General features: G+C 71.8%; 22 protein-coding genes. 11 read left to right on the top strand and 11 right to left on the bottom strand.

Going from position 1 to position 25,100, the window contains the following annotated elements:
• Positions 1-102: 102 nt before the first annotated feature.
• Positions 103-687, bottom strand: coding sequence for an NAD(P)H-binding protein (locus WA675_RS04340; protein ID WP_336082118.1), 585 nt, complete (start codon positions 685-687; stop codon positions 103-105).
• Between the two features lie 40 nt (positions 688-727).
• Complete coding sequence (locus WA675_RS04335; RefSeq protein ID WP_278262560.1) at positions 728-1,009, bottom strand: hypothetical protein; 282 nt, start codon at positions 1,007-1,009, stop codon at positions 728-730.
• 279 nt (positions 1,010-1,288) lie between these two features.
• Between WA675_RS04335 and WA675_RS04330 the strand changes: the two genes are divergently transcribed.
• Positions 1,289-1,435, top strand: coding sequence for a hypothetical protein (locus tag WA675_RS04330; RefSeq protein WP_336082117.1), 147 nt, complete (start codon positions 1,289-1,291; stop codon positions 1,433-1,435).
• A 56-nt stretch (positions 1,436-1,491) separates the two neighbouring features.
• Here the strand turns inward: WA675_RS04330 and WA675_RS04325 are convergent, their stop codons facing one another.
• Positions 1,492-2,133, bottom strand: a complete 642-nt coding sequence (locus tag WA675_RS04325) for a response regulator transcription factor (protein ID WP_336082116.1) — start codon at positions 2,131-2,133, stop codon at positions 1,492-1,494.
• The gene (locus tag WA675_RS04320) at positions 2,130-3,278 is read right to left on the bottom strand and encodes a sensor histidine kinase (protein ID WP_336082115.1); all 1,149 of its coding nucleotides are present in this window, start codon (positions 3,276-3,278) and stop codon (positions 2,130-2,132) included. The genes WA675_RS04325 and WA675_RS04320 overlap by 4 nt, the downstream gene beginning before the upstream one ends.
• 107 nt (positions 3,279-3,385) lie before the next feature.
• Here WA675_RS04320 and WA675_RS04315 point away from each other — a divergent pair, with 107 nt between their 5' ends.
• The 5 genes from WA675_RS04315 (at position 3,386) to WA675_RS04295 (ending at position 11,638) form a co-directional block, all read left to right on the top strand.
• Positions 3,386-3,931, top strand: coding sequence for a hypothetical protein (locus WA675_RS04315; RefSeq protein ID WP_336082114.1), 546 nt, complete (start codon positions 3,386-3,388; stop codon positions 3,929-3,931).
• A 224-nt stretch (positions 3,932-4,155) separates the two neighbouring features.
• Entirely contained in the window at positions 4,156-5,625 is a 1,470-nt protein-coding gene (locus WA675_RS04310) for an alpha/beta hydrolase (protein ID WP_336082112.1), read from the top strand.
• Between the two features lie 80 nt (positions 5,626-5,705).
• Positions 5,706-7,118, top strand: coding sequence for an MFS transporter (locus WA675_RS04305; RefSeq protein WP_336082111.1), 1,413 nt, complete (start codon positions 5,706-5,708; stop codon positions 7,116-7,118).
• 60 nt (positions 7,119-7,178) lie between these two features.
• Positions 7,179-10,196 carry a tetratricopeptide repeat protein gene (locus WA675_RS04300; protein WP_336082110.1) on the top strand — a complete coding sequence of 1,006 codons (3,018 nt, stop codon included), beginning with the start codon at positions 7,179-7,181 and terminating at the stop codon, positions 10,194-10,196.
• Positions 10,193-11,638: a hypothetical protein gene (locus WA675_RS04295; RefSeq protein ID WP_336082109.1), complete on the top strand. Its 1,446-nt coding sequence runs from the start codon at positions 10,193-10,195 to the stop codon at positions 11,636-11,638. Before WA675_RS04300 ends, WA675_RS04295 begins: the two co-directional genes overlap by 4 nt.
• Here WA675_RS04295 and WA675_RS04290 read toward each other — a convergent pair.
• Both WA675_RS04290 and WA675_RS04285 read right to left on the bottom strand, forming a co-directional pair.
• The gene (locus tag WA675_RS04290; protein ID WP_336082108.1) at positions 11,635-12,642 is read right to left on the bottom strand and encodes a hypothetical protein; all 1,008 of its coding nucleotides are present in this window, start codon (positions 12,640-12,642) and stop codon (positions 11,635-11,637) included. The genes WA675_RS04295 and WA675_RS04290 overlap by 4 nt on opposite strands.
• Before the next feature lie 132 nt (positions 12,643-12,774).
• A complete protein-coding gene (locus WA675_RS04285) occupies positions 12,775-14,190 on the bottom strand; it encodes an amino acid permease (protein ID WP_336082107.1) in 1,416 nt (471 codons plus the stop codon).
• A 143-nt stretch (positions 14,191-14,333) separates the two neighbouring features.
• Here WA675_RS04285 and WA675_RS04280 point away from each other — a divergent pair, with 143 nt between their 5' ends.
• On the top strand, positions 14,334-15,326 hold the full coding sequence (locus WA675_RS04280; RefSeq protein WP_336082106.1) for an LLM class flavin-dependent oxidoreductase: 993 nt from the start codon (positions 14,334-14,336) through the stop codon (positions 15,324-15,326).
• A 4-nt stretch (positions 15,327-15,330) separates the two neighbouring features.
• Here the strand turns inward: WA675_RS04280 and WA675_RS04275 are convergent, their stop codons facing one another.
• A complete protein-coding gene (locus WA675_RS04275) occupies positions 15,331-16,158 on the bottom strand; it encodes an NADPH-dependent oxidoreductase (protein ID WP_336082105.1) in 828 nt (275 codons plus the stop codon).
• A 128-nt stretch (positions 16,159-16,286) separates the two neighbouring features.
• Here WA675_RS04275 and WA675_RS04270 point away from each other — a divergent pair, with 128 nt between their 5' ends.
• Complete coding sequence (locus WA675_RS04270) at positions 16,287-16,871, top strand: pyridoxamine 5'-phosphate oxidase family protein (RefSeq protein ID WP_336082103.1); 585 nt, start codon at positions 16,287-16,289, stop codon at positions 16,869-16,871.
• Positions 16,872-16,876: 5 nt separating this feature from the next.
• Here WA675_RS04270 and WA675_RS04265 read toward each other — a convergent pair whose 3' ends face one another.
• Positions 16,877-17,869, bottom strand: coding sequence for an SMP-30/gluconolactonase/LRE family protein (locus WA675_RS04265; RefSeq protein WP_336082101.1), 993 nt, complete (start codon positions 17,867-17,869; stop codon positions 16,877-16,879).
• 178 nt (positions 17,870-18,047) lie between these two features.
• On the opposite strand from WA675_RS04265, the gene WA675_RS04260 reads away from it, so the two are divergent.
• Positions 18,048-18,794 carry a M50 family metallopeptidase gene (locus tag WA675_RS04260; protein WP_336082100.1) on the top strand — a complete coding sequence of 249 codons (747 nt, stop codon included), beginning with the start codon at positions 18,048-18,050 and terminating at the stop codon, positions 18,792-18,794.
• On the opposite strand, the gene WA675_RS04255 is transcribed toward WA675_RS04260, so the two are convergent.
• Positions 18,785-19,267: a gluconokinase gene (locus WA675_RS04255; protein WP_336082823.1), complete on the bottom strand. Its 483-nt coding sequence runs from the start codon at positions 19,265-19,267 to the stop codon at positions 18,785-18,787. The two genes, WA675_RS04260 and WA675_RS04255, sit on opposite strands and share 10 nt — an antisense overlap.
• Positions 19,268-19,338: 71 nt before the next feature.
• Here WA675_RS04255 and WA675_RS04250 point away from each other — a divergent pair, with 71 nt between their 5' ends.
• Entirely contained in the window at positions 19,339-20,256 is a 918-nt protein-coding gene (locus tag WA675_RS04250; protein WP_336082099.1) for an LLM class F420-dependent oxidoreductase, read from the top strand.
• Between the two features lie 12 nt (positions 20,257-20,268).
• Here the strand turns inward: WA675_RS04250 and WA675_RS04245 are convergent, their stop codons facing one another.
• On the bottom strand, positions 20,269-22,308 hold the full coding sequence (locus tag WA675_RS04245; protein ID WP_336082098.1) for a CocE/NonD family hydrolase: 2,040 nt from the start codon (positions 22,306-22,308) through the stop codon (positions 20,269-20,271).
• A gap of 251 nt (positions 22,309-22,559) precedes the next feature.
• On the opposite strand from WA675_RS04245, the gene WA675_RS04240 reads away from it, so the two are divergent.
• On the top strand, positions 22,560-23,363 hold the full coding sequence (locus tag WA675_RS04240) for a VOC family protein (RefSeq protein WP_336082097.1): 804 nt from the start codon (positions 22,560-22,562) through the stop codon (positions 23,361-23,363).
• A 23-nt stretch (positions 23,364-23,386) separates the two neighbouring features.
• On the opposite strand, the gene WA675_RS04235 is transcribed toward WA675_RS04240, so the two are convergent.
• On the bottom strand, positions 23,387-25,000 hold the full coding sequence (locus WA675_RS04235; RefSeq protein WP_336082095.1) for a PucR family transcriptional regulator: 1,614 nt from the start codon (positions 24,998-25,000) through the stop codon (positions 23,387-23,389).
• Positions 25,001-25,100 lie beyond the last annotated feature (100 nt).

The following is a 25,100-nucleotide window of genomic DNA, read 5'->3' as shown; positions in this document are numbered from 1 at the left end:
GAGCGCGCTGATCGAGTTGGCCTCGACGACGATGCCGCCATGATAGGCAGAGGCTATCGAATCACCGCCGGACCTCCGTCAGCCGCGATCGGGCGGCGGGGGCTATGCGGGTTCGGCGATGACCACGGTGCCGGTCGGCGCGTCGAGCAGTTCCACCGTGCGCGCGGCCGCCGCGTCGACGTGGATGCGCGGATGCCCGGGCGGCGTGTCCGCGTAATAGGTTCCCGGACCGTAGAACTGGCCGTACCGCAGCACCACACCCAGCGCGTTCAGCACCGCGGACTCGTGCGCGGCGATCACCGCGCCCCGGCCCGCGGGCGGCTGCCAGGCGATACTCTGGGCGAGAAAGCGGTTCGCCCCCGCGGCGGCCGCGGCGGCGAGCAGATTCGCGGTGCCCTCGCTGCGGATGCGCGCGTTGGCCGCCCCGGAGTTCGCCAGGTCGGCGACATCGTCGGGGAGATCGGTGAGCTGGTGCATGACCAGCTCGGGCGCGAAGCCGGTGACCGCCGCGGTGAGCGCCGCCGCGTCGTAGACGTCGACCACGACCGGCTGGGCACCGGTGGTGGCGAGGGCGGCCGCCTTGGCCGGGGAGCGGGTCAGCCCGGCCACCTCGTGGCCCGCGCCGATCAGCAACGGCAGCATTCGCGTTCCGATGACACCGGTCGCGCCGGCGAGAAAGATACGCACGCCCCGACCCTAGCCGGGGCGGCGGATCAGGGTGCGGCGCTCACGCGCCGATGACCGCGTTCATGATGGTGCCCGCGCTGGTGGCGACCGCGCCGCCCGCCATCGCGCTGGCGATCATCTTCGGGGACTGCAGGCCGCCGCCGCTCCACTTCTCCCAGGCGAAGCGGCCGCCACCGTAGGTGATGGCGGTGACGCCGGACAGCAGGATCATCCAGGTGAAATACCGGCCCAACTGCAGGATCTTCTCCGCCATCGGCGGCGCCTCCGGCGTGGGATTGCCGACTTGCGCGAGAACGGCGCTGTCCAACACAGCCAGGATCATGCTCACGATCGTTGCTCCTTCGTCGGATATTCGTGGTGAAGCCGATGTCGAGAACTCGTGACGCGGTAGAACCCAGATCGATGGAACATTCAACCTCAGAACCGGGGTGGTGATACAGGCGACACTCCGCCCGAGACATGATCGCGATCACACGCGCCGGGCCGTGCCCTGCTCGCGCCGGGCCCCTACCATCGAGTACGCGGGGCTTGTCCAGAATCGGCGCGACGAGGCGCTGACCACCACCTTCATCGCACGCCTACCGTACCGCGAGGAGGGCACATGGCTTTCCTGATTCCCTTGATCGCCGCGTTTCTTCTGGTGACCGCAACAGTGGTAGTGACGTCCTATGCCACAGTGTCGCTGACCTATTGGTTTGAATCACGCCGGATCCGTCCGGATCAGTCCGACCCACATCCAGCACGCTGAGTTCCACCCCGCCGTGACCGCGCCCCGCGACCGCCCCGGTCGTGGGGCGCGGCCGGTTACAGCGCGAGTCCGGCCCGGGTGGCGATCACCGCGGCCTGCACGCGCGACTGCACGCCGAGTTTGGTCAGCACCCGCGAGACGTGGGTCTTCACGGTGGCCTCCCCGATGTGCAGGCGACGGCCGATCTGTTGATTCGACAGCCCCGCGCCCAGTCCGGCGAGCACCTGCTGTTCCCGTTCGGTGAGGGCGGACAAGTCGGGCGCGGGTGCCTGCGTGGCGGCCGTGGGCAGCGCGGCGATCACCGCGCGGGTGACCTTCGGGTCGAGGACGGCGTCGCCGTCGGCCACGGCCAGCACGGCGCGCACGAGCTCGTCACCGCCGACCGATTTGAGCAGGAAGCCGCTCGCACCCGCGGCGAGCGCGCCGAGGACGTAGTCGTCGATGGCGAAGGTGGTGAGCACCAGGACCTTGGCGTCGGTGTCGGCGACCACCGCCGCGGTGGCCTCCAGCCCGTCGACCCGCGGCATTCGCACGTCCATGAGGACGACGTCCGGGCGCAGGGCGCGGGCCTGGCGGACCGCGGCGACGCCGTCGCCCGCCTCGCCGACGACCCGGATCTGCCCGGAGGTCTCGAGCAGCATGGTGATGCCTGCCCGGATGGTCGCGTGGTCGTCGGCGACCACCACCGTCACCGTCATCGTTGCTCCAGGGGCAGCCGCAGGCGCACGCGCCAAACACCGTCCTCGGCGCGCGCGGTGAGCGTGCCGTCCATCGATTCGGCGCGGAAGGCCATATTGCGCAATCCGTTTCCCGCGCCGGTGACACTGCCCGGCGCGATCGGGTTCGAGGCGGTCACCGCGACCCGTGCCGCCTCGCGGCGCACGTCGATCTCCAGCGGCGCGCCCGGGGCGTGCCGGGTGGCGTTGGCGATGGTCTCGCCGAGGATCCGGGTGATCACCGATTCGACGGCGGTGGGCAGGGTCAGGTCGTCGGTGCCGCGCAGGGTCACGGTGCCGCCCGCGGCGTGGGCGGCGTCGATCAGGCCGTCCAGGGAGGACAAGCGGGCGGTGACGGCGGTGTCGGCGGGGGTGGTCAGCAGGTCGATGGTCGCGCGCATCTCGTCGAGCGCGGCCAGGCTGCCCGCGCGGATGGAACCGATGACGGCGGTATTGCCGGGGTCCTTCTGGGCGACTTCGGCCAGGATGGCCACCGCCGAGAGGTGCCCGGCCACCGTGTCGTGCAGGTCGCGGGCGACGCGGCGGCGTTCCTCGCCGAGGGCGGCGCTGCGTTCGGCATCGCGGGCGGCGAGTTCGGCGCGGGCGGCGTGGCGTTCCACGCCGACCATCCGCCGTGAGGCACGCACGGCCCGCGCGTACCCCAGCGGCGACCAGGTGAGCGCGATCGCGATCAGGCCGGTGTAGAGCGCCGCCCTGACCCCGAACACGGCCAGCGCGAGCAGCGCGCCACCGGCGGTGATCAGCACCGCGAACCAGCCGACCACCAGGCCGAGGCGGTCCGAGCCGGTGCTGACGGCCAGGAAGATCACATCGGTGAGCGCGATCCACAGCGGCAGCGACGGACCGAGCACGAAGTCACCGGCCAGCAGGGCGACCATCAGCCCGAAGGCGAGGGCGGGCTTGTGCTGCGCGGTCAGCTGGATGGCGAAGGCCGCGCCCAGCAGCGCGAGTTTCGCGGCGGGCGGATACAGGTCGCGGTCGATCACGACCGCCCAGCCTCCGGCGGCCCACAGCAGCAGCCCGACCAGGAACACCCCGACCGCGGCGGCGGTCGCGCTGTCGAAGACGTCCGCGAGCCGGTCCAGGGGCGAGCGGGGCGGAGGCATGCCTCATTTCAGCACATCGCGGGCGAGCCAGGGTCCCCCGAAAGACGGACCGCACGCGCGCCTTCCGCCCGACGCCCGCGCACCACCGCGCCCGGCACAGTGAAGGCATGGACGAGCTGAACAACCCCGTACTGCTGACCATCGCCGCGTGTGAGATCGGCTTCTGGGTGCTCGTGGTGGGCGGGCTGCTGCTGCGCTATGTGGCGCGGCTGCGGCGCGCCGGTCTGGTGACGCTGGCCCTCGTTCCGGTCCTGGACGTGGTGCTGGTCGTCGCGGTGGCCATCGACCTGCACCGCGGCGGCGAAGTGAGCTTCGCCCATCGCCTGGCGGGGATCTATCTGGGCTGCACGGTGATGTTCGGCCATCGCGTGATCGCGTGGCTGGACGCCCGTTTCGCCCATCGCTTCGACGGCGGCCCCGCCCCGGTGAAGGTGCCGAAGGACGGCCCGGAACGGGCCCGCAAGGAATGGGCCGACTTCGCGCGCTGGCTCGGCGCGGCCGGCATCGCCGCGCTGCTCACGCTGGCGCTGAGTTACACCGTGGCCGATGCCGAGCAGCGCGAGCAGCTGGCCGGGGTGTTCGGCACGCTGGGGGTGATCACGGTGATCTGGCTGCTGACGGGGCCGGTGTGGGTCACCGGGTCCCGACGCTGAGCGGCGATATCCCGCCGAGACGCCACGACCTTCGCCATCGCGATCGACCGACCGCTCGATCGTGCCCCCTTGTCCGGCAAGCGGATCCAGGTGTTCCCGATACCAGGCGAGGACGTTGGCAGGCGGCGCGGCAACCGGCAGACTGACGCCGGGATTAGTTCACTACACAGGGGGTCGATGAGATGCGTACGCACAGGGTGGGGCGGAGGCTTCGGGCGGCACTGATGGCAGGACTGGTGCTGGCGGGCACGGGCTGTATGGGCACCGACCGCGAACCCGCCGACGGGCTGGACAAGTACTACGGGCAGAAGCCGGACTGGGGTTCGTGCGCGGAGTTCGAGGGTGGGGACGCGATCGTGGAGTCCGGGTTCGAATGCGCGCGGATTCTGGTGCCACTGGACTATGCCGATCCCGACGGGCGGACCGCGCTGATCGCAATCTCCCGGCGGCCCGCCGACGGGGACAAGGTCGGGTCGCTGCTGTCGAATCCGGGCGGGCCGGGGGCGCCGGGGCTCGGGTTCCTCGCGGCGTTCGCGGCGCACCCCATCGCCGAGCGCTTCGATCTGATCGGGGTCGATGTGCGCGGGCTCGGGGCCTCCACACCGAAGGTGGTCTGCTCGACCGAGGCCGAATTCCAGGCCCAGCGCGGCGATCTCGACAACGACTTCTCCCCCGCGGGCATCGCCGAGACCGAGCGGGAGCATCGCGACTACATCGCCCGCTGTGTCGAACGGACCGGGCTCGATGTGCTCGCCCATGTCGGAACCGCCGAGGTGGCCAGGGATTTCGACATCATCCGGGCCGTGCTCGGTGACGCGAAGCTGAACTACTTCGGCGGGTCCTACGGCTCCCGGCTCGGATCCACGCTCGCCGAGATGTTCCCGGACCGGATCCGGGCGATGGTCCTCGACGGCGGAATCGACCCGGCGGCGCCCATGATCGACCCGGTGAGCTTCTCGGCCGGGTTCCAGCGCGCGTTCGAGGCCTACGCCGCCGACTGCGCGACGCGCGCGGACTGCCCCGTCGGCACCGATCCGGCGGGCGCGACCGAGGCGCTGCGCGCACTGATCAATCCGCTGGTCGACCGGCCTGCGGCCACGACCGATCCGCGCGGGCTGCGGTATCCCGACGCGCTCAGCGCCCTCACCAATTCGCTGTACTCACCGCTGGCCTGGCCCGGGATCACCGAGGGACTCGCCGAACTGACCCGGGGGCGCGGCGACGTGCTGCTGGCGATCGCCGACCGGATGGCCTCGGCGGGCATCGTCGAGCGTGACCTCCAGGCGGCCGTGCTGTGTCTGGAGGAGCCGCGGGTGACCGATCGCGCCGTCGCCGCCGATCTCGATCGCCGGACCCGGGCCGCCGCACCGATCTTCGACGACGGCCGGGCCACCGGACAGGCACCCCTGGACGTGTGCGCGTTCTGGCCGGTGCCGACCGCCACGCAACCGCACACCCCCGAGGTCGCCGGTCTGCCGCCGGTGGTGGTCGTCTCCACCACCGGCGATCCGGCGACCCCGCATCCGGGCGGTGTGGCGCTGGCCCGGGCGCTGAATGCCACCTTGATCACCTACGAAGGCGTGCAGCACGGGGTAGTCGGCCAGGGCGTGGCCTGTGTCGACGAGCCGGTGCTGCGCTACCTCGTCGAGCTGACTCCCCCACCGGCGGACCTGCGCTGCACCGCCGCCGGGTGACCGGAAAACCCCGCGCGGGAACAGCCGTCGCCTGGCTACGGTGAACCCGGATGGTTGATACGCCAACGAAAGGAACACCGGTGGCGACCGAGACTGTGGATCCGGCCGTCGGCCTGCGTTCCGAACGCGGCGCGATTCTCGCGTCGCTCATGCTGTCGACCGGGCTGGTCGCGCTCGACTCGACCATCATCGCCACGGCCGTCCTCACCATCACCGACTCGCTCGGCGGGTTCGCCCAGTTCCCGTGGCTGTTCTCGATCTACCTGCTCGCCCAGGCGGTGACGGTGCCGATCTACGGCAAGCTCGCCGACATGGTGGGCCGCAAACCGGTGATCCTGGTCGGCATCACGGTGTTCGCGCTCGGATCACTACTGTGCGGGCTGGCGACCAGTATGCCCGCGCTCATCGTGTTCCGCGCGATCCAGGGCATCGGCGCGGGCGCGATCCAGCCGATGACCATGGTGATCGCGAGCGATCTGTACACGCTGGCCGAACGCGCCAAGGTGCAGGGCTACATGGCCGGGGTGTGGGCCGGGTCGGCGGTGCTGGGACCGCTGCTCGGCGGGCTGCTGTCGGATCATCTGAGCTGGCGGTGGATCTTCCTGGTCAACCTGCCGCTGGCGGCGCTGGCGGGCTGGATGTTGCTGCGCCACTTCACCGAATCCGCGCCGCGACGGTCCCAGCGGATCGACTGGGCCGGTGCCGTGCTGCTCACCGTGGGCGCCGGATCGGTGATCCTGGCGCTGCTCGAGGGCGGGCAGGCGTGGGCATGGGGCTCGCCGGTCTCGCTCGGCCTGTTCACCGGCGGTGCCGTGGCGCTGGCGCTGTTCGCCGTCGCGCAGACCCGGGTGCCGAATCCGGTGCTGCCGCTGCGGATCTTCACCAGCCGGGTGGTGGTGGCCAGCAGTACCGTCGCCCTGCTGATCGGCGCGGTCGTGCTCGGCTCGACCTCCTACGTGCCCACCTTCGCCCAGGGCGTACTGGGCACCACCGCGCTGGTGGCGGGGCTCACCGTCGGCGGGATGACGCTGGGCTGGCCGCTGTCGGCCAGCTTGTCCGGACGGCTGTATCTGCGCTGGGGTTTCCGGGTCACCGCGCTGACGGGCAGCATCCTGGCCGTACTGGGCTGCGCGACCACGCTCGTCATCGACGCGGGCACCGCGCCGTGGCAGATCGCGCTGTCGTGCTTCCTGATCGGCGCGGGCATGGGCCTGGTCTCGACCCCGTCGCTGATCGCCGCACAGACCGCCGCCGCGTGGCAGGAACGCGGCGTGGTGACCTCGGCCAATATGTTCGCCCGCGCGCTGGGCAGCGCGGTCGGTGTCGCGATCTTCGGTGCCGTGGTCAATGCCGGGATCGCCGACTCCGACCACCCGGCACCGGCCGAACTCGCCGCGGGCATCCACCGGGTGTTCGTGGTGATGTTCGTGATGGCGATCGTGATGACGGCCGCCGCGGCGACCATGCCGGGCCGCACCGCCGACCGCCGGTAGTCCGTACGCGGAATACCCAGTGGCCCAACGATGTTGCGTTCGCGCGACTATCGTGGCCGTGTGGAGAACAACACGGCGGGCCGGTCCACCACGCCCGCGTTCACCGGCCACAGCCGCGCCGGTGTCGTCGACGGGCTCGGCGCGGTGTGGGGCCGGTTGCCGGAAGTCCCCCGCCGGACCTGGATCTCGCTGGAGGGGGCGCCCGGGGCGGGCAAGACCCGCATCGTCCACGAGTTCTACCGCCGCCTGGCCGCGGGTCAGCAGGGACCGGCCTACTGGCCGCCGACGATCCTCGGCGAGGACGAGCCGATCGGACCCCGCAAGGTCGCCGGGCCGACCGCCTGGGAACGCCCCGCCGGAGCGCTGCCCGGCTATCTGTGGCTGGGCTTCTCGGGCAGGCGCGGCGACGGCCTGCCCGAGATCCAGCTCAGCGCGGAGCTGCGCCAGATCGATGCGCACTTCCCGCTGGTCCAGCGGCGCGCGGGACTGGTCCGGCAGGCGCGCGGTGCCGCCGCCGAGTTCGGTGGGCAGGTCGGGAAGATGTCGGTCGAGGAACTGGCCGTGCAGGGGATCGAGGCGGGGCTCAAACTCGTCGGGGCGCAGATTCCCGGGGTGGGGCCCGCGGTGCATCTGGGTGGGCTCATCGCCGCCCGGATCCGCGCGGAGCGGGACCTGACCGGGCGGGTCGGCACCGAGGAGGAGGTGGATCTGCGCGCGGTCGCCGGGCACGCCGTCGACGAGTTCCTGCGCAAGATCGGCGCCGTGCTCGCGGTCATCCCGGTGGTGATCTTCGTCGAGGACCTGCACGAAAGCCATCCGGTGCTGCTCGACGCGCTCAAACGGCTGCTCGCCGAGGAACGCGGGCCGCTGCTGGTCATCACCTCCGAATGGGAGCGGGGCAATCAGCGGCTGGCCGAGCCCGCGGTCGACCGGTGGGTCACCGTCACCGAATCCGGGGTACACACCCCCGACCCCCTTCTCGCCCAATGCTTTCCGGCCGGGGCGTCGCTGGCACCGCTGACCGTCGACGAACGGGCGGCCCTGATCGGCGAACTCGTGCCGCACGCGCACCCCGACGCGGCCCGCATGCTCGCCGCGCAGTACCCCAACCTGCACATGCTGCTGCTGGTGTGCGGGCTGCGCCGGACCCGGGAAGCGCTGGCCGCCCGCTCCCTGGACCCGCGGCTGCTGCACGACCTGCCGCGCCGGGTGGAACAGTTTCTCGACGAATCCTGGGCGACCCTCGATCACCGGGTCCGTGATCGCCTGCGCCGCGTCGCGTGTGCCACTCCGGCCTCGATCGAGGAGGCCGACCACCGCGCGAACCTGTATTTCGACGAGCGGTGCGATCTCTCGCTGCTGCTGCCCGCACCGGCCGCGGACCGATTCGTCGACCAGGCGGTGCGCAGGCACTGGCTGTGCGCGGTGGACGGGCCGGTGTACGCCTTCGTCGACCGGCAGCGGCGCGGGCTGGCGCTGCGCGACGCCGCCGACGAGGATCTCGGTCCCGAGATCCGGGGCCTGCTCGCGTTGCGCACCCACGATCCGGACTGGGCGGCGCCGGAGGATCCGCGCCGGGGCATCCGCGATTCGCTGATCGTCGCGCTGGCCCGGGCAGGCTACGACGTGCACGTCGAGTCGCTGGTGGCGGCCTGCTGCCGGTTGGTGTTCGCGCTGCGCGCCGACTACGGCGACATCCCGCTGCTCGGCGAGATCAGCGGCACGGCGGTGGCGGGCGCGCAGGCCGCCGGGCTGCCCCGCGACCCGCAGCTCACCCTGCTCACCGAGATGTGGGCCCGTTCGCTGGCCGAACAGGGCGAGCACCGCACCGCGCTCACCGTGCTCGCGCCGCTGCTCGACACCGACCTGCCCGAGGAACAGCGGCTGCGGATCGAATGGCTCTACGCGCGCGCCGAACGGGTCGCGGTCGGCGCCGACGCCGCCCTGCGACGGTTCGATTCCGTCGCCCAGCGGCAACGCGCGCTGCTCGGCCCCGACGCACCCGGCCTGCTGACCACCCGCTGCGATATCGCCTACACCCACGCGGTGAAGGGCGAATACGGTGCGGCGCAGGCGATTCTGCACGACGTGCTGGCGACCACCTGGGCACCCGGCGCCGAACGTGATCTGCCGCGCGCCGAGCACCAGATGGCCTCGGTGCTGCGCCGCCGCGGCGATCTCGCGGGGGCCGCCGCGATCGCCGAGCCGCTGCTGGACCGCCAGCGGCGCCTGCTCGGCCGGACCCATCCCGACACCCTGGCCACCCAGCAGCTGGTCGTCGCCGTCCTGCGCGACCGGGGCAGGCTCACCGAGGCCATGGCGCAGGCCGAGGATCTGCGGGAGCTGCGCACCCGCGTCCTCGGCGCCTCCCAGTCCACCCGCGAGGCGACCAGTCATGTGGCTTGGCTGCACCGCAAACTCGGGCACCACGCCGAGGCCGCCGCGATGTTCCGCACCCTGGCCGCGCAGGGCGGTGACGTGGACGCCGATCACTGGACGACCCTGCGCGATCTGCACAACTACGCGGTGTGCCGCCGCGACGCCGGATTCCTCGACGAGGCACTGGAAACCCTCACCGGCGTCCAGGCCAGGGCGGAAGCCCGCGACAGCGCCCGGATCGAGATCATCGAGACGGTCCGGGAGCGGGGCCGGACCCTGCTGCACCGCTATGTCGAGACCGGCGCGGCCGCCGATCTCACGCAGGGGCGCGCGCTGCTGCGCGAGGCGCTGGAGCGGGCCGGGCAGCGGCCGGACATGTCGGCACCCATGCGCTGGCAGCTGGCGATCGATGCCCGCTGCGCCGACGCCCTCGACGGCGGCCCGTCGGCCACGGTCCTGCGGGAGCTGGCCGCGTTGTGCCGGGGCCAGCTGGCGGATCTGGGTGCCCGGCATCCGGAGGTGTTGCGCTCGGAACTGTATCTGGCCGAGGCGTATCGGGAGCGCGGGAATCCCGCGCTCGCCCGGCTACTGGTCGACGATGTGGCGGCCAAGTGCGCGCGTTTCGGTCTCGATCCCGCGCATAGACTGACCCGGATGGTCGACGAGCTGCGGCAGGGGAAGGCGATCCTGTTCCGATGACATTCGAGCGCGAGCACACCCTGCCCGGGGCCGACCGGTTGCGGCGGCTCTCGGTGGCCTACTCCGCACTGTTCTACGACGCCGATGCCGCCCTGGTGATGAATCCGCCGGGGACCCACGAGGAATTCGCACCGCCCGCCACCTTGCACCTGGTGCCGAATTCCGCCTGGTACGCCTACGGGCTGCTGGCCAGGGCGGACACCGGTGACATCGCCGAGGCGCAGCGCGTGCTGCGCGCGGTGCTGGCTCTCCAGCTCGACGATCCGGGCCGGGCCTGGCACGGCACCTTCCGCCGGTTCGCCGAGTGGCCCGAGCGGCCCCCCGAGGCCGCGATCGAGTGGTGGGACTACGACCCGAACTGGCGGCAGTTCGTCGCCTGCGCCTTCGCGGCCACCCTGCACCGGTTCGAATCGCTGCTGCCCGACGAGCTGGCCGCCGCGCTCGCCACCGCCGTCGAGACCGCGGTGCGCTCGGAGCCACCCGGGCGGATTCCGGAGAACTACACCAATCCCCGGCTCATGCAGGTCGCCGCCATGGCCTGGTCGGCGACCCGGCGCGGCGATGCCGCCGAGCTGGCCGAGGCCGAGGCCGAGATGGCGCGCATCGCCGAGCGCCACCACGCATTGGGCGGGCGTTTCGACGAATTCAACGCGCCCACCTACGACGGGATCAACCTGTTCGCCCTGTCGCTGATGTGCGAGCTCAGCGGCTCGGCGGCGATCGCGGCCACCGCGCACCAGCTGCGCGAGACGCTGTGGGCCCAGCTCGACGACTTCTTCGCCGCCGAGCTCGGCAATGTCGCCGGGCCCTACAGCCGGGCGCACTTCCCGGACATGAATTCCTATGTGGCGCTGTCGGCCCTGTGGATCTGGGCCAGGACCGGCGTCCGGGTGGGACCGGCCTTCGAGCAGGCCCCGCACCTGGCCACGCACGGCCACGACATCATGCTCGGCCCGCTCATCGCCGACCTCGCCGACAGCTGGGGGCCCACCATCCTGAGCCCCGCCACCACGCCACGCACAACGACTATCGAGCTCGCCGACCGGCGGTGCACGGTGGTCCGCGACGACCGATGGATGTTCGGGGTCGAGACCTCCACCGCCACCCCGACCTGGGTCGGCGCCCAGCAGCGCATGCCGTTCGTGCTGCACGGCCGCCGCGTCGACGGTGCGATCGGCACGATCTGGGCGCGCGACGGCGTCTGGCAGGTCGTGGCCCACGACACCGATCGGGTCGTGCTGCGGGTCGAGGGCTGCACGGCGGTGCACAGCTCGGTCCCGTTCCCCGGGAGCGGTGCGCCCGCGCTCGTACTCGCGGATCTGCGGGTGGAGGTGGTCACCGGCCCGGAACACCCCGGCTGGCAGGCGGTTCCGGACGGTGTCCGCTGTACCCCACCGGACGGCCGGGCCGACCTGGTCATCACGGTGGGGTCCGGCGGCTAGCCGAGCGGCTCGCCCGGCCTGCGCACCACCTCCACGACCTCGCCGGGCGCGAACTCCACCACCCGGCGCACCCGCGAATTCGCGACCGGCGCCAGGTCGACGACGATCGGCGCGCCCGCGCCGCGCTGGGTGATGGCGGTGACGCGATCCTGCAGGAAACCGCCGCCGGGGACGGGCACCCGGATCACCTCACCCACGGTGAGCGCCTCGGCCCTGACGCGGCCACCGGTGACGGCGGCCGGGTCGAAGGTGCCGCAGCGGGTGGTTCCGGCGGTGCCGTCGAGACCGCGTTCGGCGATGGTCCACCATACGGCCGGGTCCGCGTCGGCGGCGGCGACCCTGGCATGCCAGGCCAGCACCCGGTCACGCTCGGCCTCGGCCGCCACCCGGCTCTCGTGCAGCGAGATCTGGCGGCGCACCGGGGCATTGCGCGAGCGCGTGGTCCCCACGGCACCGTCGATCACCAGGATCCAGCGCGCGCCGACCGCGTTGTCGCGGCGGGCCGCGACCCGTTTGGCGAGCGCTTGACCCGGCGTCGCGCCGAGTCGTTCGGCCGCGTCCTCGATGCTCTCGGCGAGCCCGAGCGAGCGCAGTAGTTCCGCGGCGGTCAGCTCCGAGGTGCCCAGTTCCTGGGCCAGCGCGGGCATCGGCGTGCGGCGGCGCCAGCCGATCCGGGCACAGTGCTCGTGCCGGGTGAACCACAGGCCGCTGCGGGTTCGGCGGTGATGGTCGATCACCACCGCCCACCAATCCCATTCGGGCTCGGCGACCAGCCTGGCCCGGATCCAGGACTCCCGCTCGGCACCGGGCACCCGTTCCTCGGGTGGCACGAAGTTGCGCAGGGCGGCGCGCACCGCCGATTCGGTGCGCCCCACCGTTCGTGCCGTCGCGGCCAGATCGGCGCCCGCGCGCAGATCGTCGGCCAGGACCCGGTATTCCGATTCGCGCCAGGTGGTTCCGTGCTGGCGCGGCGGCAGCAAATCGCCGCGGTACTCGTCACTCATCTCGTGCCCCCGTTCTCGCACCGTCCGGCCACACCCGCGCCGGACTCTCGTGACAGCTCCACGATACCGAGGGGGTACGACAGAAAACGCTTGTCTGCCAGCGGCTTTCCAGCAAACGGGAGTGTGCGGGGGCTACGGCGCCGAGACCACCGGACGACGGCCGAACGCGTAGTACCCGGCGCACACCAGCGCCGCCCACACCGCGCCGACGACCAGTGCGCTGCGCCCGCCGTCGGTCCACAGCAGCAGCACCACGACCAGGCCGAGGAAGGCCAGCGCCGCCCAGTTGGTCACCGGGGCGCCGGGCAGCCGGTAGTCGCTGGCGGGCAGCTCCCCGGCCCGCACCTTGGCACGGTACTTCAAGTGGCACACCAGGATCACGCTCCAGACGACGATGATGCCGACGGTGCTCACCGAGGTGATGTAGGCGAAGGCCTTGTCCGGCGAGACCAGGTTGACGATCACGCCGATCACCATCGCGCCCGCCGAGGCGCAGATGCCGGTGAACGGCACCGACTGCTTGCTCAGCGCCGCGAACTTCCCGGGCGCCTCGTCACGCAACGCGAGGCTGCGCAGCATCCGGCCGGTGGAGTAGATGCCGGAGTTGCACGACGACAGCGCCGCGGTGAGCAGCACGAAGTTGATGATGCCCGCCGCGGCCGGGATACCGATCTGCTCGAACACCTCGACGAACGGGCTGCGGCCCGCGTGGAAGCTGCGCCAGCTCGCCACCGACATGATGATCACCAGCGCGCCCACATAGAACAGCCCGATCCGGAAGGGCAGGGTGTTGATCGCCTTGCGCAGGGTGGTCTTCGGGTCGCGGGCCTCTCCCGCGGTGACGCCGACGAGTTCCACACCGACATAGGCGAACACCACGATCTGCAGCACCAGCAGGGTCTGGCCGAAGCCGTTCGGGAATACTCCGCCCTCGGCCCACAGGTTGGTCACCGTCGGGTTGGTGGCATGACCGAAGCCGAACACCAGCACGCCGATACCGATCAGGATCATCGCCAGGATGGCGGTCACCTTGATGGCCGAGAACCAGAACTCGCCCTCGCCGAAGATCCGCACCGAGATCAGATTCGCGGTGAACAGCACCGCCAGCACCACCAGCGCGGTCACCCACTGCGGGATGTCGAACCAGTACTGCACGTAGTGCCCGGCCACGGTGATCTCGGCCATGCAGGTCGACACCCACACCGCCCAGTACGACCAGCCGGTGGCGAAGCCGGCGAACCGGCCGAGGAACTCGTGCGCGTACTCGGCGAAGCTGCCCGAGACCGGACGGTAGGTGAGCAGTTCGCCGAGCGCGCGCATGATCACGAAGATCGCCAGGCCCGCGACGAGGTAGGCCAGGATCAGCGACGGGCCCGCCTGCTCGATGGCGGCGCCCGCACCGTAGAACAGGCCGGTGCCGATCGCGCCGCCGATGGCGATCATCTGGATCGTGCGCGGATTCAGCCCGCGCTCGTATCCCTCCGATCCCGCGGTCGGCGCTGCGGCGGGCGCGGCGTCGGTGGACAGGCCGGAGCCGTCTGCTGGCATGTCAACAAATCCTTCCCTCGGCGAACAGTCCTGCACGCTACCGCCCGGCGGCAGTGGCTCCGGTCACCCCCACCGCCCGGCGGAATATCCGGGCGGGCGGTGCCGGTTGCAGCCGCAGGAAGCATGTCGAGTGGAGGAGACCCATGAGCGCGGTCACCGTGTCGGTGCTGGATCTGGCGCCGGTACAGGACGGAGCGGACGCGGGCGCGGCACTACGTGCCACGACGCGGTTCGCGCAGTACGCCGAGGAGCTGGGCGTCCACCGGTTCTGGGTGGCCGAACACCACAACATGCCCGGCATCGCCAGCGCGGCGCCCGCGGTGGTGCTGGCGCATCTGGCCGCGTCGACCACGCGAATCCGGGTGGGTTCGGGCGGGGTGATGCTGCCCAATCACGCACCGCTGGTCGTGGCCGAACAGTTCGGCACGCTCGAGTCGCTGCATCCCGGCCGGATCGATCTGGGGATCGGCCGCGCGCCCGGCACCGACCCGGGCACCGCGCGCGCCCTGCGCCGCCACGCCGACGGGCTGGGCGCCGACGCGTTCCCGCGCGAGCTGGGCGCGCTGATCGGCTTCTTCCGCGGCACCGATCCCGACGGCATCGTGGCCAGCCCGGGCCGCGGGGCCGAACCGGAGGTCTGGTTGCTGGGGTCCAGCGGTTACAGCGCGCAGGTGGCGGCCGTGCTGGGGTTGCCGTTCGCCTTCGCCCATCACATCGCCCCCGACAACACCGCCGCCGCGCTGGCGCTCTACCGCGACAACTTCCGGCCATCGCCGACGCTGTCCGAGCCGTACACGATCGTCGCCGCCTCGGCGATCTGCGCCGACACCGACGCCGCGGCCGACCGGCTCGCCGCGCCCCGCGACCTGGCCTTCGCCCAGCTCCGCGCGGGCAGGCCGCAGGCGCTGGCCACCCCGGAGCAGGCGGCGGCGTTCCCCGGCAGCGAGGCCGAGCGACGTTTCGCCGCCCAGCGCAAGGCCGGTCAGCTCCAGGGTTCACCGGCGACGGTGCGCGCCCAGGCCGCCGAGCTGCTCGCGGCCACCGCCCCCGACGAACTGATGCTCAACACCCTGGTCTACGACCTCGAGGCCCGCTGCCGCTCACTGGCATTGACCCGCGAGGCGCTCGACGGCTGAGCGCTCAGCGCAGCCCGAAGCCCCGGGCGAGCAGGGACTCGCGCAGCCGGTCGCGCCCGTTGAGCGCGGCGGCCGAGGCCAACCGGCCCAGCACCCGCTCGATCCAGGAGAACGGCAGGCCCTGATCGCTGTAGAGCTCACCGATGCGCTGCTCGTAGGCGGCGACGGCCGCGCGCTGGACGCCGAGGTCGTAGCCCTCCCGGTGCAGCACCGCGGCGCGCGGCAGCCGCGGCTTGACCCGGGTGCCCTCGGCCGGATCCGGATGACCGACGACCAGCCCGAAGACCGCGAACACACCGTCGGGCAGGTTCAGCTCAGCGGCCACCTGCTCGGGGTTGTTGCGCAGCGCGCCGATGTACACCGTGCCCAGGCCAAGGGATTCGGCCGCGACCACGGCGTTCTGCGCGGCCAGGGCGGCGTCGATGAAACCGACATAGCTGGACTCCAGGTAGTCGGCGCCGTCGAGCGGGGCGCCCTGGTCGGCGGCGAGCTGGCGCAGCCGGGCGAAATCGGCCGTCCACACCAGCAGCACCGGCGCCTGCTCGATGTGCGCCTGTCCGCCCGCGACCGCCGCCAGCCGGGACCGCCGCGCCGCGTCACGGACCTCGATCACGCTCCACACCTGCAGGTTCGACGAGGTCGCCGCCGACTGCGCGGCTGAGACCAGCAGCTCGACCGTCTCCGGCGACACCGCGTCGGGCAGGTAGCGACGCACCGATTTGTGCTCGTGCAACACCTGCAGCACGGAATTCCACTGGGCGGGAACCTCGGTGGCCGGGTCCGCGTAGCGCTGCTGGACGGGGTGGACGGGGCTGGGGGCGGTCTGCGTCATGCTCCGATCGTCGGATATCGCGCCGTCGGCGTCGCGGGTAACCCTCACCGTGAATCGAAGGACCGCCCCGGCCTGCGGATACACTCGGGGCGGGGAGCGCGCCGTGCGGCGGGCCGGAGGAGGGCGAGATGGGCAAGGTCTTCGAGCGGATCGACGACAAGCTGCGGGCGTTCATCGCGGAACAGCCGATGTTCTTCGTCGGCACCGCGCCGTCCGACGGTGGCCATGTCAATATCTCCCCCAAGGGATATCGCGACACCTTCGCCGTCCTCGACGAGCACACCGTCGCCTATCTGGACCTGTTCGGCAGCGGCTCGGAGACCATCGCGCACCTGCGCGACAACGGCCGGATCACCGTGATGTTCTGTTCGTTCGGCCGCGCCGCCCGCATCCTGCGCCTGTTCGGCACCGGCCGGGTGGTCCGGCCCGACAGCGCCGAATTCGACACGCTCCGTGACTGTTTCGGCACCGGCCACACCGGGATCCGCGCGGTGGTGACCGTCGCGGTGGACCGGATCGCCGACTCCTGCGGCTGGTCGGTGCCGCGCCTGGATCTGGTCGAGGAGCGGTCGGTGCTCGACGAGGCGCACCTGCGGCGCACCGATGCCGACTTCGCCCGCCGGATCGCCGGGGACAATTCCGTCAGCATCGACGGCCTGCCCGCCCTCGAACCCGATCATCCGCTGCCGTCCTCGGTGACCGCGCGGAGCTGAGCCGCTCAGGGCACGGTGCTCACCGCCACCGCCGGTTCGGACAGGCTGCCGAGGTAGAGGGTGCCGTCGTGTTCGGCGACCGAGGTGACCATGGCGAAGCTCGTGCCGTCGCGCTGCAGGTCGTGGACGACGGTGCCGTCGATGTCCAGCGCGAGGACCCAGGTGGTCCGGTCGGGGGCGGGGCGCAGGCTGTCGGGCAGCGCCCAGGAGAGCCTGCGGAAGATGCCGGGCAGGGCGAGGAGCCGGTCCAGCAGCGCGTTGCGGGGTGCGACCATGCCGACCCAGACCAGGCCGTCGCTGCCGAGGTACATGTTGTCGGGAGAGCCGGGCAGGTTCTCGACGAGCAGGTCGTTGCTGCCCGCGCGCGGGCCGGTCAGCCAGTGGCGCGCGATCCGGTAGGCACCGGTCTCGGCGACCAGGACGCAGGACCGGTCCGGGGCGAGTACCACGCCGTTGCCGAACTGCAGGCCGTCGATCAGCACCGTGAGTGCGCCGTCCGGGTCGCGGCGCACGAGCCTGCCGCTGCCGGAGTGCTCGAGGATGTCGCCCATCCACTGTTCGTAGGGCCAGCGGCGGGAGGCGATCGAGAAGTACACGGTGCCGTCGTCGTCGCGGATCACATTGCTGGGGAAGGTCAGCGGTTCGCCGTCGACCGCGTCGACCAGGACCGCCGGTTCGGCGCCCGGGTGGGCGATCTCGACGATGCCGACGCCGGTGACGCAGACCAGCAGCGCACCGTCGGGGTCGGCGTGCAGGCCCAGCGGGCGGCCGTCGACGTGGGCGATCTGCTCGACGGCGCCGTCGGCCGGGTCGATCCGCCAGATCGTGCCGTTGTCGGTGCCCGCGATCACGTGACCGTCGGCGGTCACCACCACATCCTCGGGCGCGGTGCCCGGCAGCGGCAGCAGACGCACCGGTGGCAGGGGCGGCACGCTCTCGGTCTGCCCGGCCCGCGCGGTCGGGCGGGGCGGGGTCCAGCGGTGGGGTCGCATCGGCATGCCCATTGCTACCACGCGCGCCGACGGGACGGGCCGGGTGTGGCGGGAAAACCGTACGCGCGCACCATGTGTGATCGGTACCGGGCGAAGGTCGCGGCGGGTGTCACCCGGTCCCGCTGTGCATTCGGTGACGCCCGACCGGGCGGTGCCACCGGCCGATCACGGCTATGGTGCGGCGGTGGATACCGAGTCCGTCAGCACGACGTTCGACAACCTTCTGGCCCCGCAGCCCGCGCCGCCGTGGTGGCTGGTGCTGGTCACCGCCGCGCTCGCGCTGGTGCTCGTCGGCTACCGGCCGCTGTGGCGGCTGGCCAGGGCCGCGGTGACGGTGGCGCACGAGGGCGGGCACGCGCTGGTGGCGCTGCTCACCGGGCGGCGGTTGCACGCGATCACCCTGCACACCGACACCTCGGGCCTGACCGTCTCCAGCGGCAAACCCACCGGTCCCGGCATGATCCTCACCGCGGCGGCCGGGTACACCGCACCGGCGGTGCTCGGGCTCGGCTACGCGGCGCTGCTCGGTTCGGGGCGGGTCACGGTGATGCTGTGGGCGACGCTGGCCATGCTGGTCGCGGTGCTGATCAAGGTGCGCAATGTCTACGGCCTGCTCACCGTGGTGGTGCTCGGCGCGCTGGTGTTCGGGGTGTCCTGGTTCGGCGGCGACCTGTTGCAGGCCGGATTCGCCTACTTGGCCGCCTGGTTCCTGCTGGCCGCGGCGGTGCGGCCGGTGGTGGAGATGCAGCGCGGCAGGCGCGGACAGCCCGGCCGCGGCGATTCCGACGCCGATCAGCTGGCCCGGCTGACGCATCTGCCCGCGCTGCTGTGGGTGGTGTTCTTCGCGATCGTCTGCCTGGCCGCGCTGGTGGTCGGGGCCGGGTTCATGCTCGCGCCGGTGGCCGAGCTGTACCCGCTGCTTCAGCGGTGATCGGCCCGCCAGGCCGCGATCGCCTCGGTGACCAGTAGTTCCGGCGGCACCGTCGCGTCCAGGGTCACGCCCGCCTCGCCGGGTTGCAGCGGTTCCAGGGTGGCCAGCTGGGAATCGAGCAGGGTCGTCGGCATGTAGTGGCCGTGGCGGCCCGCCAGCCGCCGCAGCAGTTCCGCGCGGCCGACCGACAGGTGCACGAAGTACGCGTCCGGGGCACCGGCGCGCAGCTGATCGCGGTACACGCGCCGCAGCGCGGAGCAGGCCACCACCCCGCCGGAATCCCGGTGCTCACGCAGCCATTCCGCGATGATGGCGAGCCAGGGCGCGCGGTCCTCGTCGGTCAGCGGGATGCCCGCCGCCATCTTCTGGACATTGGCCGTCGGGTGGTAGTCGTCGCCCTCGGCGTAGGGCAGGTCCAGCCGTCGCGCCAGCAGCGCGCCGATCGTGGACTTCCCGCACCCGGACACACCCATGACGACGATGACAGGCTCGGCCACCACACTCTCCTCGCGCTCGCTCGATCACCTCGGGCACGATGGTGATCATGGACCTTCGCATCTTCACCGAGCCACAGCAGGGCGCCGACTACGACACGCTGCTCGCGGTGGCCCGGGCCACCGAGGACCTCGGCTACGACGCCTTCTTCCGCTCCGACCACTACCTGGCCATGGGCGACGCGTCCGGGCTGCCCGGCCCCACCGATGCCTGGATCACGCTGGCCGGACTCGCCAGGGAGACCTCCCGGATCCGGCTGGGCACCCTGGTCACCGCCGCCACCTTCCGCCTGCCGGGCCCGCTGGCCATCCAGGTCGCGCAGGTGGACCAGATGTCGGGCGGCCGGGTGGAACTCGGGCTGGGCAGCGGCTGGTTCGCCGCCGAGCACGCCGCCTACGGTATCCCCTTCCCGGACAACCGTTTCGCCCTGCTCGAGGAACAGCTCGCGATCGTGACCGGGCTGTGGGAGACCAAGCCCGGCGACACCTTCGATTTCGAGGGCGCGCACTACCGGCTCACCGACTCCCCCGCGCTGCCCAAGCCGGTGCAGAGCCCGGTGCCGGTGGTGATCGGCGGGCACGGCCCGGTCCGCACACCACGCCTGGCGGCCCGCTACGCCACCGAGTTCAATATGCCGTTCTCCTCGGTCGCCGACAGCGCGGCCCAGTTCGACCGGGTGCGGGCCGCGGTGCGCGCGGCCGGGCGCACCGACGAGCTGGTGTACTCCAACGCGCTGGTGGCCTGTGTCGGGCGCACCGACGCGGAGGTGGCCCGGCGGGCCGCGGCGATCGGCCGCGAGGTCGACGAGCTGAAGGAGAACGGGCTGGCAGGCTCGCCCGCCGAGGTGGTCGACAAGATCGCCCGCTACCGCGAGATCGGCGCGAGCCGGATCTACCTGCAGATCCTCGACCTCGCCGACCTCGACCACCTGGAACTCATCGCCGCGGCGGTGAAGTCACAGCTGTGAGGCGCGCGACGGTCACGGGATCGGCTTGTCGGTAGGCAGGTTGACGAAGCTCGGGGCCGCCGGGTCCAGCAGCAGATGCTGGGGCTTGAGTTCGGTGTTGTTGAGCATCGGGCGGAACGCCAGCCCCTTGGGCGAGTTGCCCGCGAAGACATCGATGCGCAACCGGTGGCCGGGCGCGAGCACCGCCTGGGTCGGGATGACGGCGATATCGAGCGCCACCGGTTCGCCCGGCACCACCGGCAGCAGCTGGTCGATGCTGAGCGGATTGAACGGGGCGGTGAGATCGCCGTTGATCGAGCGGGCGCTGCGGCGTTCGTCGATGGCGCGCATGGAGGCGGTGAGCTGGCCGGTGGTGAGCACCGTGGAGGTGCCCTCGGGGGCGACGTCGTTGACGGTGACGTTCCAGTAGCCGTCGGCGGCGTCGTGGATCGTGGTGAGCCGCACATTGATCGGGCCGGAGATCACCGTCGGCTCGGTAATGGGCGCGCTGGTGAAGGTGAGGCCGTTGCGTTCGGCGATGCGGGCGTCCTTGGCGCACATGTCGAGCACGGCGGGCATCCCGGCGGCGCCCTGGGCGGCGTCGCGCGAGCACGCGGTGGTGAGTCCCGGTGCGACGGTGAGCTTTTCGTTCGCGCCCGGCCCGGTCGCCGAGAGCGAGCCGTCGTGCACGCTGTCCTCGGTGGTGCCGCTGGCCGCCGGGCTCAGGTACACGCGCCGGTGGGTGACGCCGGGCTGCGGGAATTCCGTCAGCGTGATCCAGTCGCCGCCCTGCTGCTTGACGGTGACCGGGCCGAAATCGTCGATGCCGCTGTCGATGTCCTTGAGCCACTTGTCGAACCAGGCCCGCTGGAGCACGTCCAGGCGCGGCGGGGCACCCGGCACACCGGTGCCCGCACCGGGATTGGCGTGATAGGTGTCGCCGACGACGAGCTGCTTGCGGCCCGGGTCGAGGGGGATCTGCTCGTAGAGCTTGGTGGCGCTGTTGGCGAAGATGTCGTGCCAGCCGCCGTAGACGAAGGTGGGCACGGTGATCCGGTCCGGGTGGCCCTGGATGGCCTGGCGGAAGGCGGAGTCGTCGTCCAGGGCGGCGGCCAGTTCGGGTGGCATGTCGTCGAGGGTGGGGGTGAGCAGGGCCTGGGCGAGCAGGTCGAAATTGGTGGTGGGGTCGGCGATCCGGTCGGCGAGCCAGGTCCAGTCGAAGCGGCCCTCGACCATCGAGGCGACATCGGGGACGAGTTTGAGCTGGTTGACCGAGTTCAGCCACATCGGCAGGAAGGTCGTGCCGACACCGCCACCGGGGGCGACCACGTCCCGCATGAGGTCGCTGCCCGGCTCCACCGGGAAGATGGCCTGCAGTGGGGCGGGGGCGTTCTCGGCGGCCCGCAGCTGGTTGATACCGGAGTAGGAGCCGCCGCTCATGCCGATGCGGCCGTTGGACCAGGGCTGGGTGGCGGCCCATTCGATCACCTCGCGGGTGTCGAGCTGCTCGCGCGCGCCGAGGGTGTCCCAGGTGCCCTGCGAGAGCCCGGTGCCGCGTACGTCGGCGACCACCACGGTGTAGCCGGAGCTGATCAGCTGACGGTCGACGCCGAGCATGGTCTGGATCATGCCGCCGTCGAGGGCCTGCATGAGATCGCCGAAGCCGCTGATCGGGGTGGTCGACAGGTTCAGTCTGCGCACCAGGTCGACGGCCATCGGCTGCAGGCCCGGGGTGGCGGCGGCCTGTTCGATCAGCCCGGTCATCAGTTTCGAGTAGGGCGTCAGGCTCACGATGGTCGGCAGCGGCCGCTGCTCGACGGCACCGGCGGCATCGGCGGGCCGGTAGACATCGGCCTTCAGCGTCACGCCGTCGCTCATCGCGATATCGACACCACGCTCGACCCGGACCTCCGGGTAGGGCGCCGGACCGTCGTGCTGGGCGGTCCAGCGTGCGGCGGGGGTCACGGCGGGCTGCCCGGCCGCCGGTCCCCCACCGCACCCGAACACGACCACCAGCGCCAGCATCGTCGCCAGTAATCGGACGAGCCCACGCTCCGAACCACTTCGCACCATGTGAGTCGCTCCCCGACCGGTTCCGTGTCCGTCGTTGACCTAGCCACCGCTGATCGGCGCGAAGAATGTATCAACGGTAACGACTTGCCACGGTGAGCGTCGGCCCGCTCGGGCTGTCGCAGTGAAGACGCGTCGTTCCAGTTCAGCGGGGTCGCGCGGGGACACGGCTCTGTCGGTGGGTGGTGATTGACTGGCGCGTGCCGGTGCTGATCCGGCCGGGATCCATCCACTCGCGAGGAAGGACGTTCGACATGCCCACACGTGACGAAGCCTGGCCGCAGGGCACGCCCTGCTGGATCGACTGTCAGGTCGACGACACCGCCGCCGCCCACGCGTTCTACAGCGCGCTGTTCGGCTGGGAGGTACAGGACGGTCCGCCCGAGGCGGGCGGCTATCTGATGGCCACCCTCGACGGCAGACCGGCCGCCGGGATCGGGCCGAAACCCGAAGGGATGGGCGCGATGCCGTCCACCTGGACGACGTATCTCGCGGCCGACAGCGCCGACGAGATCGCCCAGCGGGTCGGCGCGGCGGGCGGCCAGGTGTTCATGCCACCCTTCGACGTGCTCGATGTCGGCCGGATGTTCGTCGCGGCCGATCCGACCGGTGGGGTGTTCGGGGTCTGGGAAGCGAAGGCGCATCATGGTGCCGGTGTGTACAACCAGCCCGGCGCGTACTGCTGGAACGAGCTGCACACCTCCGGCTACGACCGTGCGCACGAGTTCTACACCGAGGTCTTCGGCTGGCACTACACCGAGATCGGCGACGGCGAGTCGCTCACCTACTCGACCTTCGCGCGGCCGGGCGAGACCACCGAGGTCGGCGGGATGATGGACGCCGCCGCGCTGGCCACCCCGTCCTACTGGCTCACCTGGATCCAGGTCGACGGCGCCGACGACGCCCTGGCCAAGGCGACATCGCTGGGCGCGTCGGTGATCATGGGCCCGGACGACAGCCCGTTCGGGCGGATGGGCATTCTCCAGGCGCCGCAGGGTGAGGTGTTCGGCGTGATCGATCCCGCGAAGGCGGTCGGCGAGGTACCCACCGGGTCGTGAACCAGTCGGCGAGTTCCTCGCGGCTAGGCCTGCGCAGGGGGTACCGCCGCTAGTTGCAGTTCCAGGAGCAGGCGGTCGGCCGGGTCGCTCAGGCTGATGCCGAGGACGGACTCGATCCGGCGCAGGCGGTAGCGCAACGTGTTCGGGTGGATGCTCAGCGCGGACGCGGCGGCGCTCACCTCGCCGTGGGCGCGGAGGTAGGTGACGGCTGTGGTGCGCAGGTCGGCGGTGTGGGTGCGGTCGTAGGTGTCGAGGGCGGCCAGGCGCGGGTCGTGCAGGTCGGGGCGGTCGCGGATGAGCTCGACGATCTCGGTCAGCAGCACGGCGGTGCGGGCTTCGGCCAGGGTGGTGACACGCGCCTCGGGATCGGCCGGGCTGTCGAGGACCCGGTCGACCTCGTCGCGGGCGCCCGCGACGGCGGTGAGCCCGGCGACGGGCGCGGCCACCGCGGCCCGCACCAGCAGGCCCCGGGCCTGCTCGAGCTGGGTGACCAGCTCGCGGATCCACGACTCGACTCCGGCGGTGGAGTGATAGGAGGGCACCAGGACATAGACCCGATCGCCGATCGACTCGGTCACCGAGTCGTCGCGAAAAGCGCTGGCGTGCAAGCGGATCAGGCCGCTCGAGGCCGCGAGCCCGGCGGCGGGCCCGAGCGCGGCGAAGCCGATCACCGCGGCGGGGCCGTCGGCGGGCAGGCCCAGGGCCGCGACGACCGAGGGCACGTCGACACCGTCGCCGTGCGCCCCGAACAACCGCCGGATCAGCAGCGCCTCGGTCGACGGCGCGTCGAGTCCGCGGGCGATGATCCGGCCCGCCACGGCCGCGGCGCCGCGCAGCACCTGGGCCGCGTCGGGACGCAGCGGCCGAGCGCCCTGCTGCAACCAGAGGGTGCCGAGCATGCGGGACCGGTTGCCGCTGCCGCGCCGAATGCCGACGACCAGGCGGCGGCGCATGTCGAGTTCGGGATGCTCGGGCACGTCGACGACCGCGTCGCTGCGGCGCACCCGGTCGAATACACCCCAGGCGCGCAGAATGCGCAGATAGTCGGCCGGACCCTCGCGGCCGAGGATGGACTGGATGCGCAGCCGGTCGGCGGAGGCATCGGAGGCCGAATAGGCGAGCACATGGGAGGACGGGTCCTCGATGGAGACCATGCCGCCGGTCTCCGCGGCCACCACCTGGGCCAGGCCGAACAGGTCGGTGTCCGGGGCGAGCAGATCGTGCTCGCCCGCGGCGGTGCGGCGGACGGGGGTGCGGGTCACCATCCGGCGCACCAGCGGGAACACCTGATCCCACCGGGCGTCGCGGTGCAGGCGGACGAGCGCGATGCCCACGTCGCGGGCGGCGGCGCGCACCTCGGGATCGTCCTCAGCGCTCTTGGTGATCAGCACCCGCGGACGGTGTGCCCGCGCCCGCGCACCCGCCGTCCGCAACCACCGCGCGGCCTCCACGGCATCGGCCCCGACCAGCAGATACACCTCGGGCAGCGACCCCGAGACCTCGGCGAGATCGCCGGGCTCACCGAGCGCGACCGAGCGCAGCGATACCCGCTCCCCCTCGGGCGCCTCGACCAGGGTCGCCACGGTCTGGTCGAGCGCGGTGAGCAGCTCGCCGAGCGTGATGGCGTCCTCCGGCATCCCGACCTCCTCGCTTGGCTGATCGGATAACAGATGACCCGCGAATTCATCCGATCAGACGATTATGCGCGCCCGGGAGAGGAGTTGACTACGTCACATC

Source organism: Nocardia sp. SSK8 (assembly GCF_037034205.1).
Taxonomy (GTDB): Bacteria; Actinomycetota; Actinomycetes; order Mycobacteriales; family Mycobacteriaceae; genus Nocardia.
Note: the sequence above shows the minus strand (reverse complement) of the source record. Positions and strands in the feature narration are given on the sequence as shown.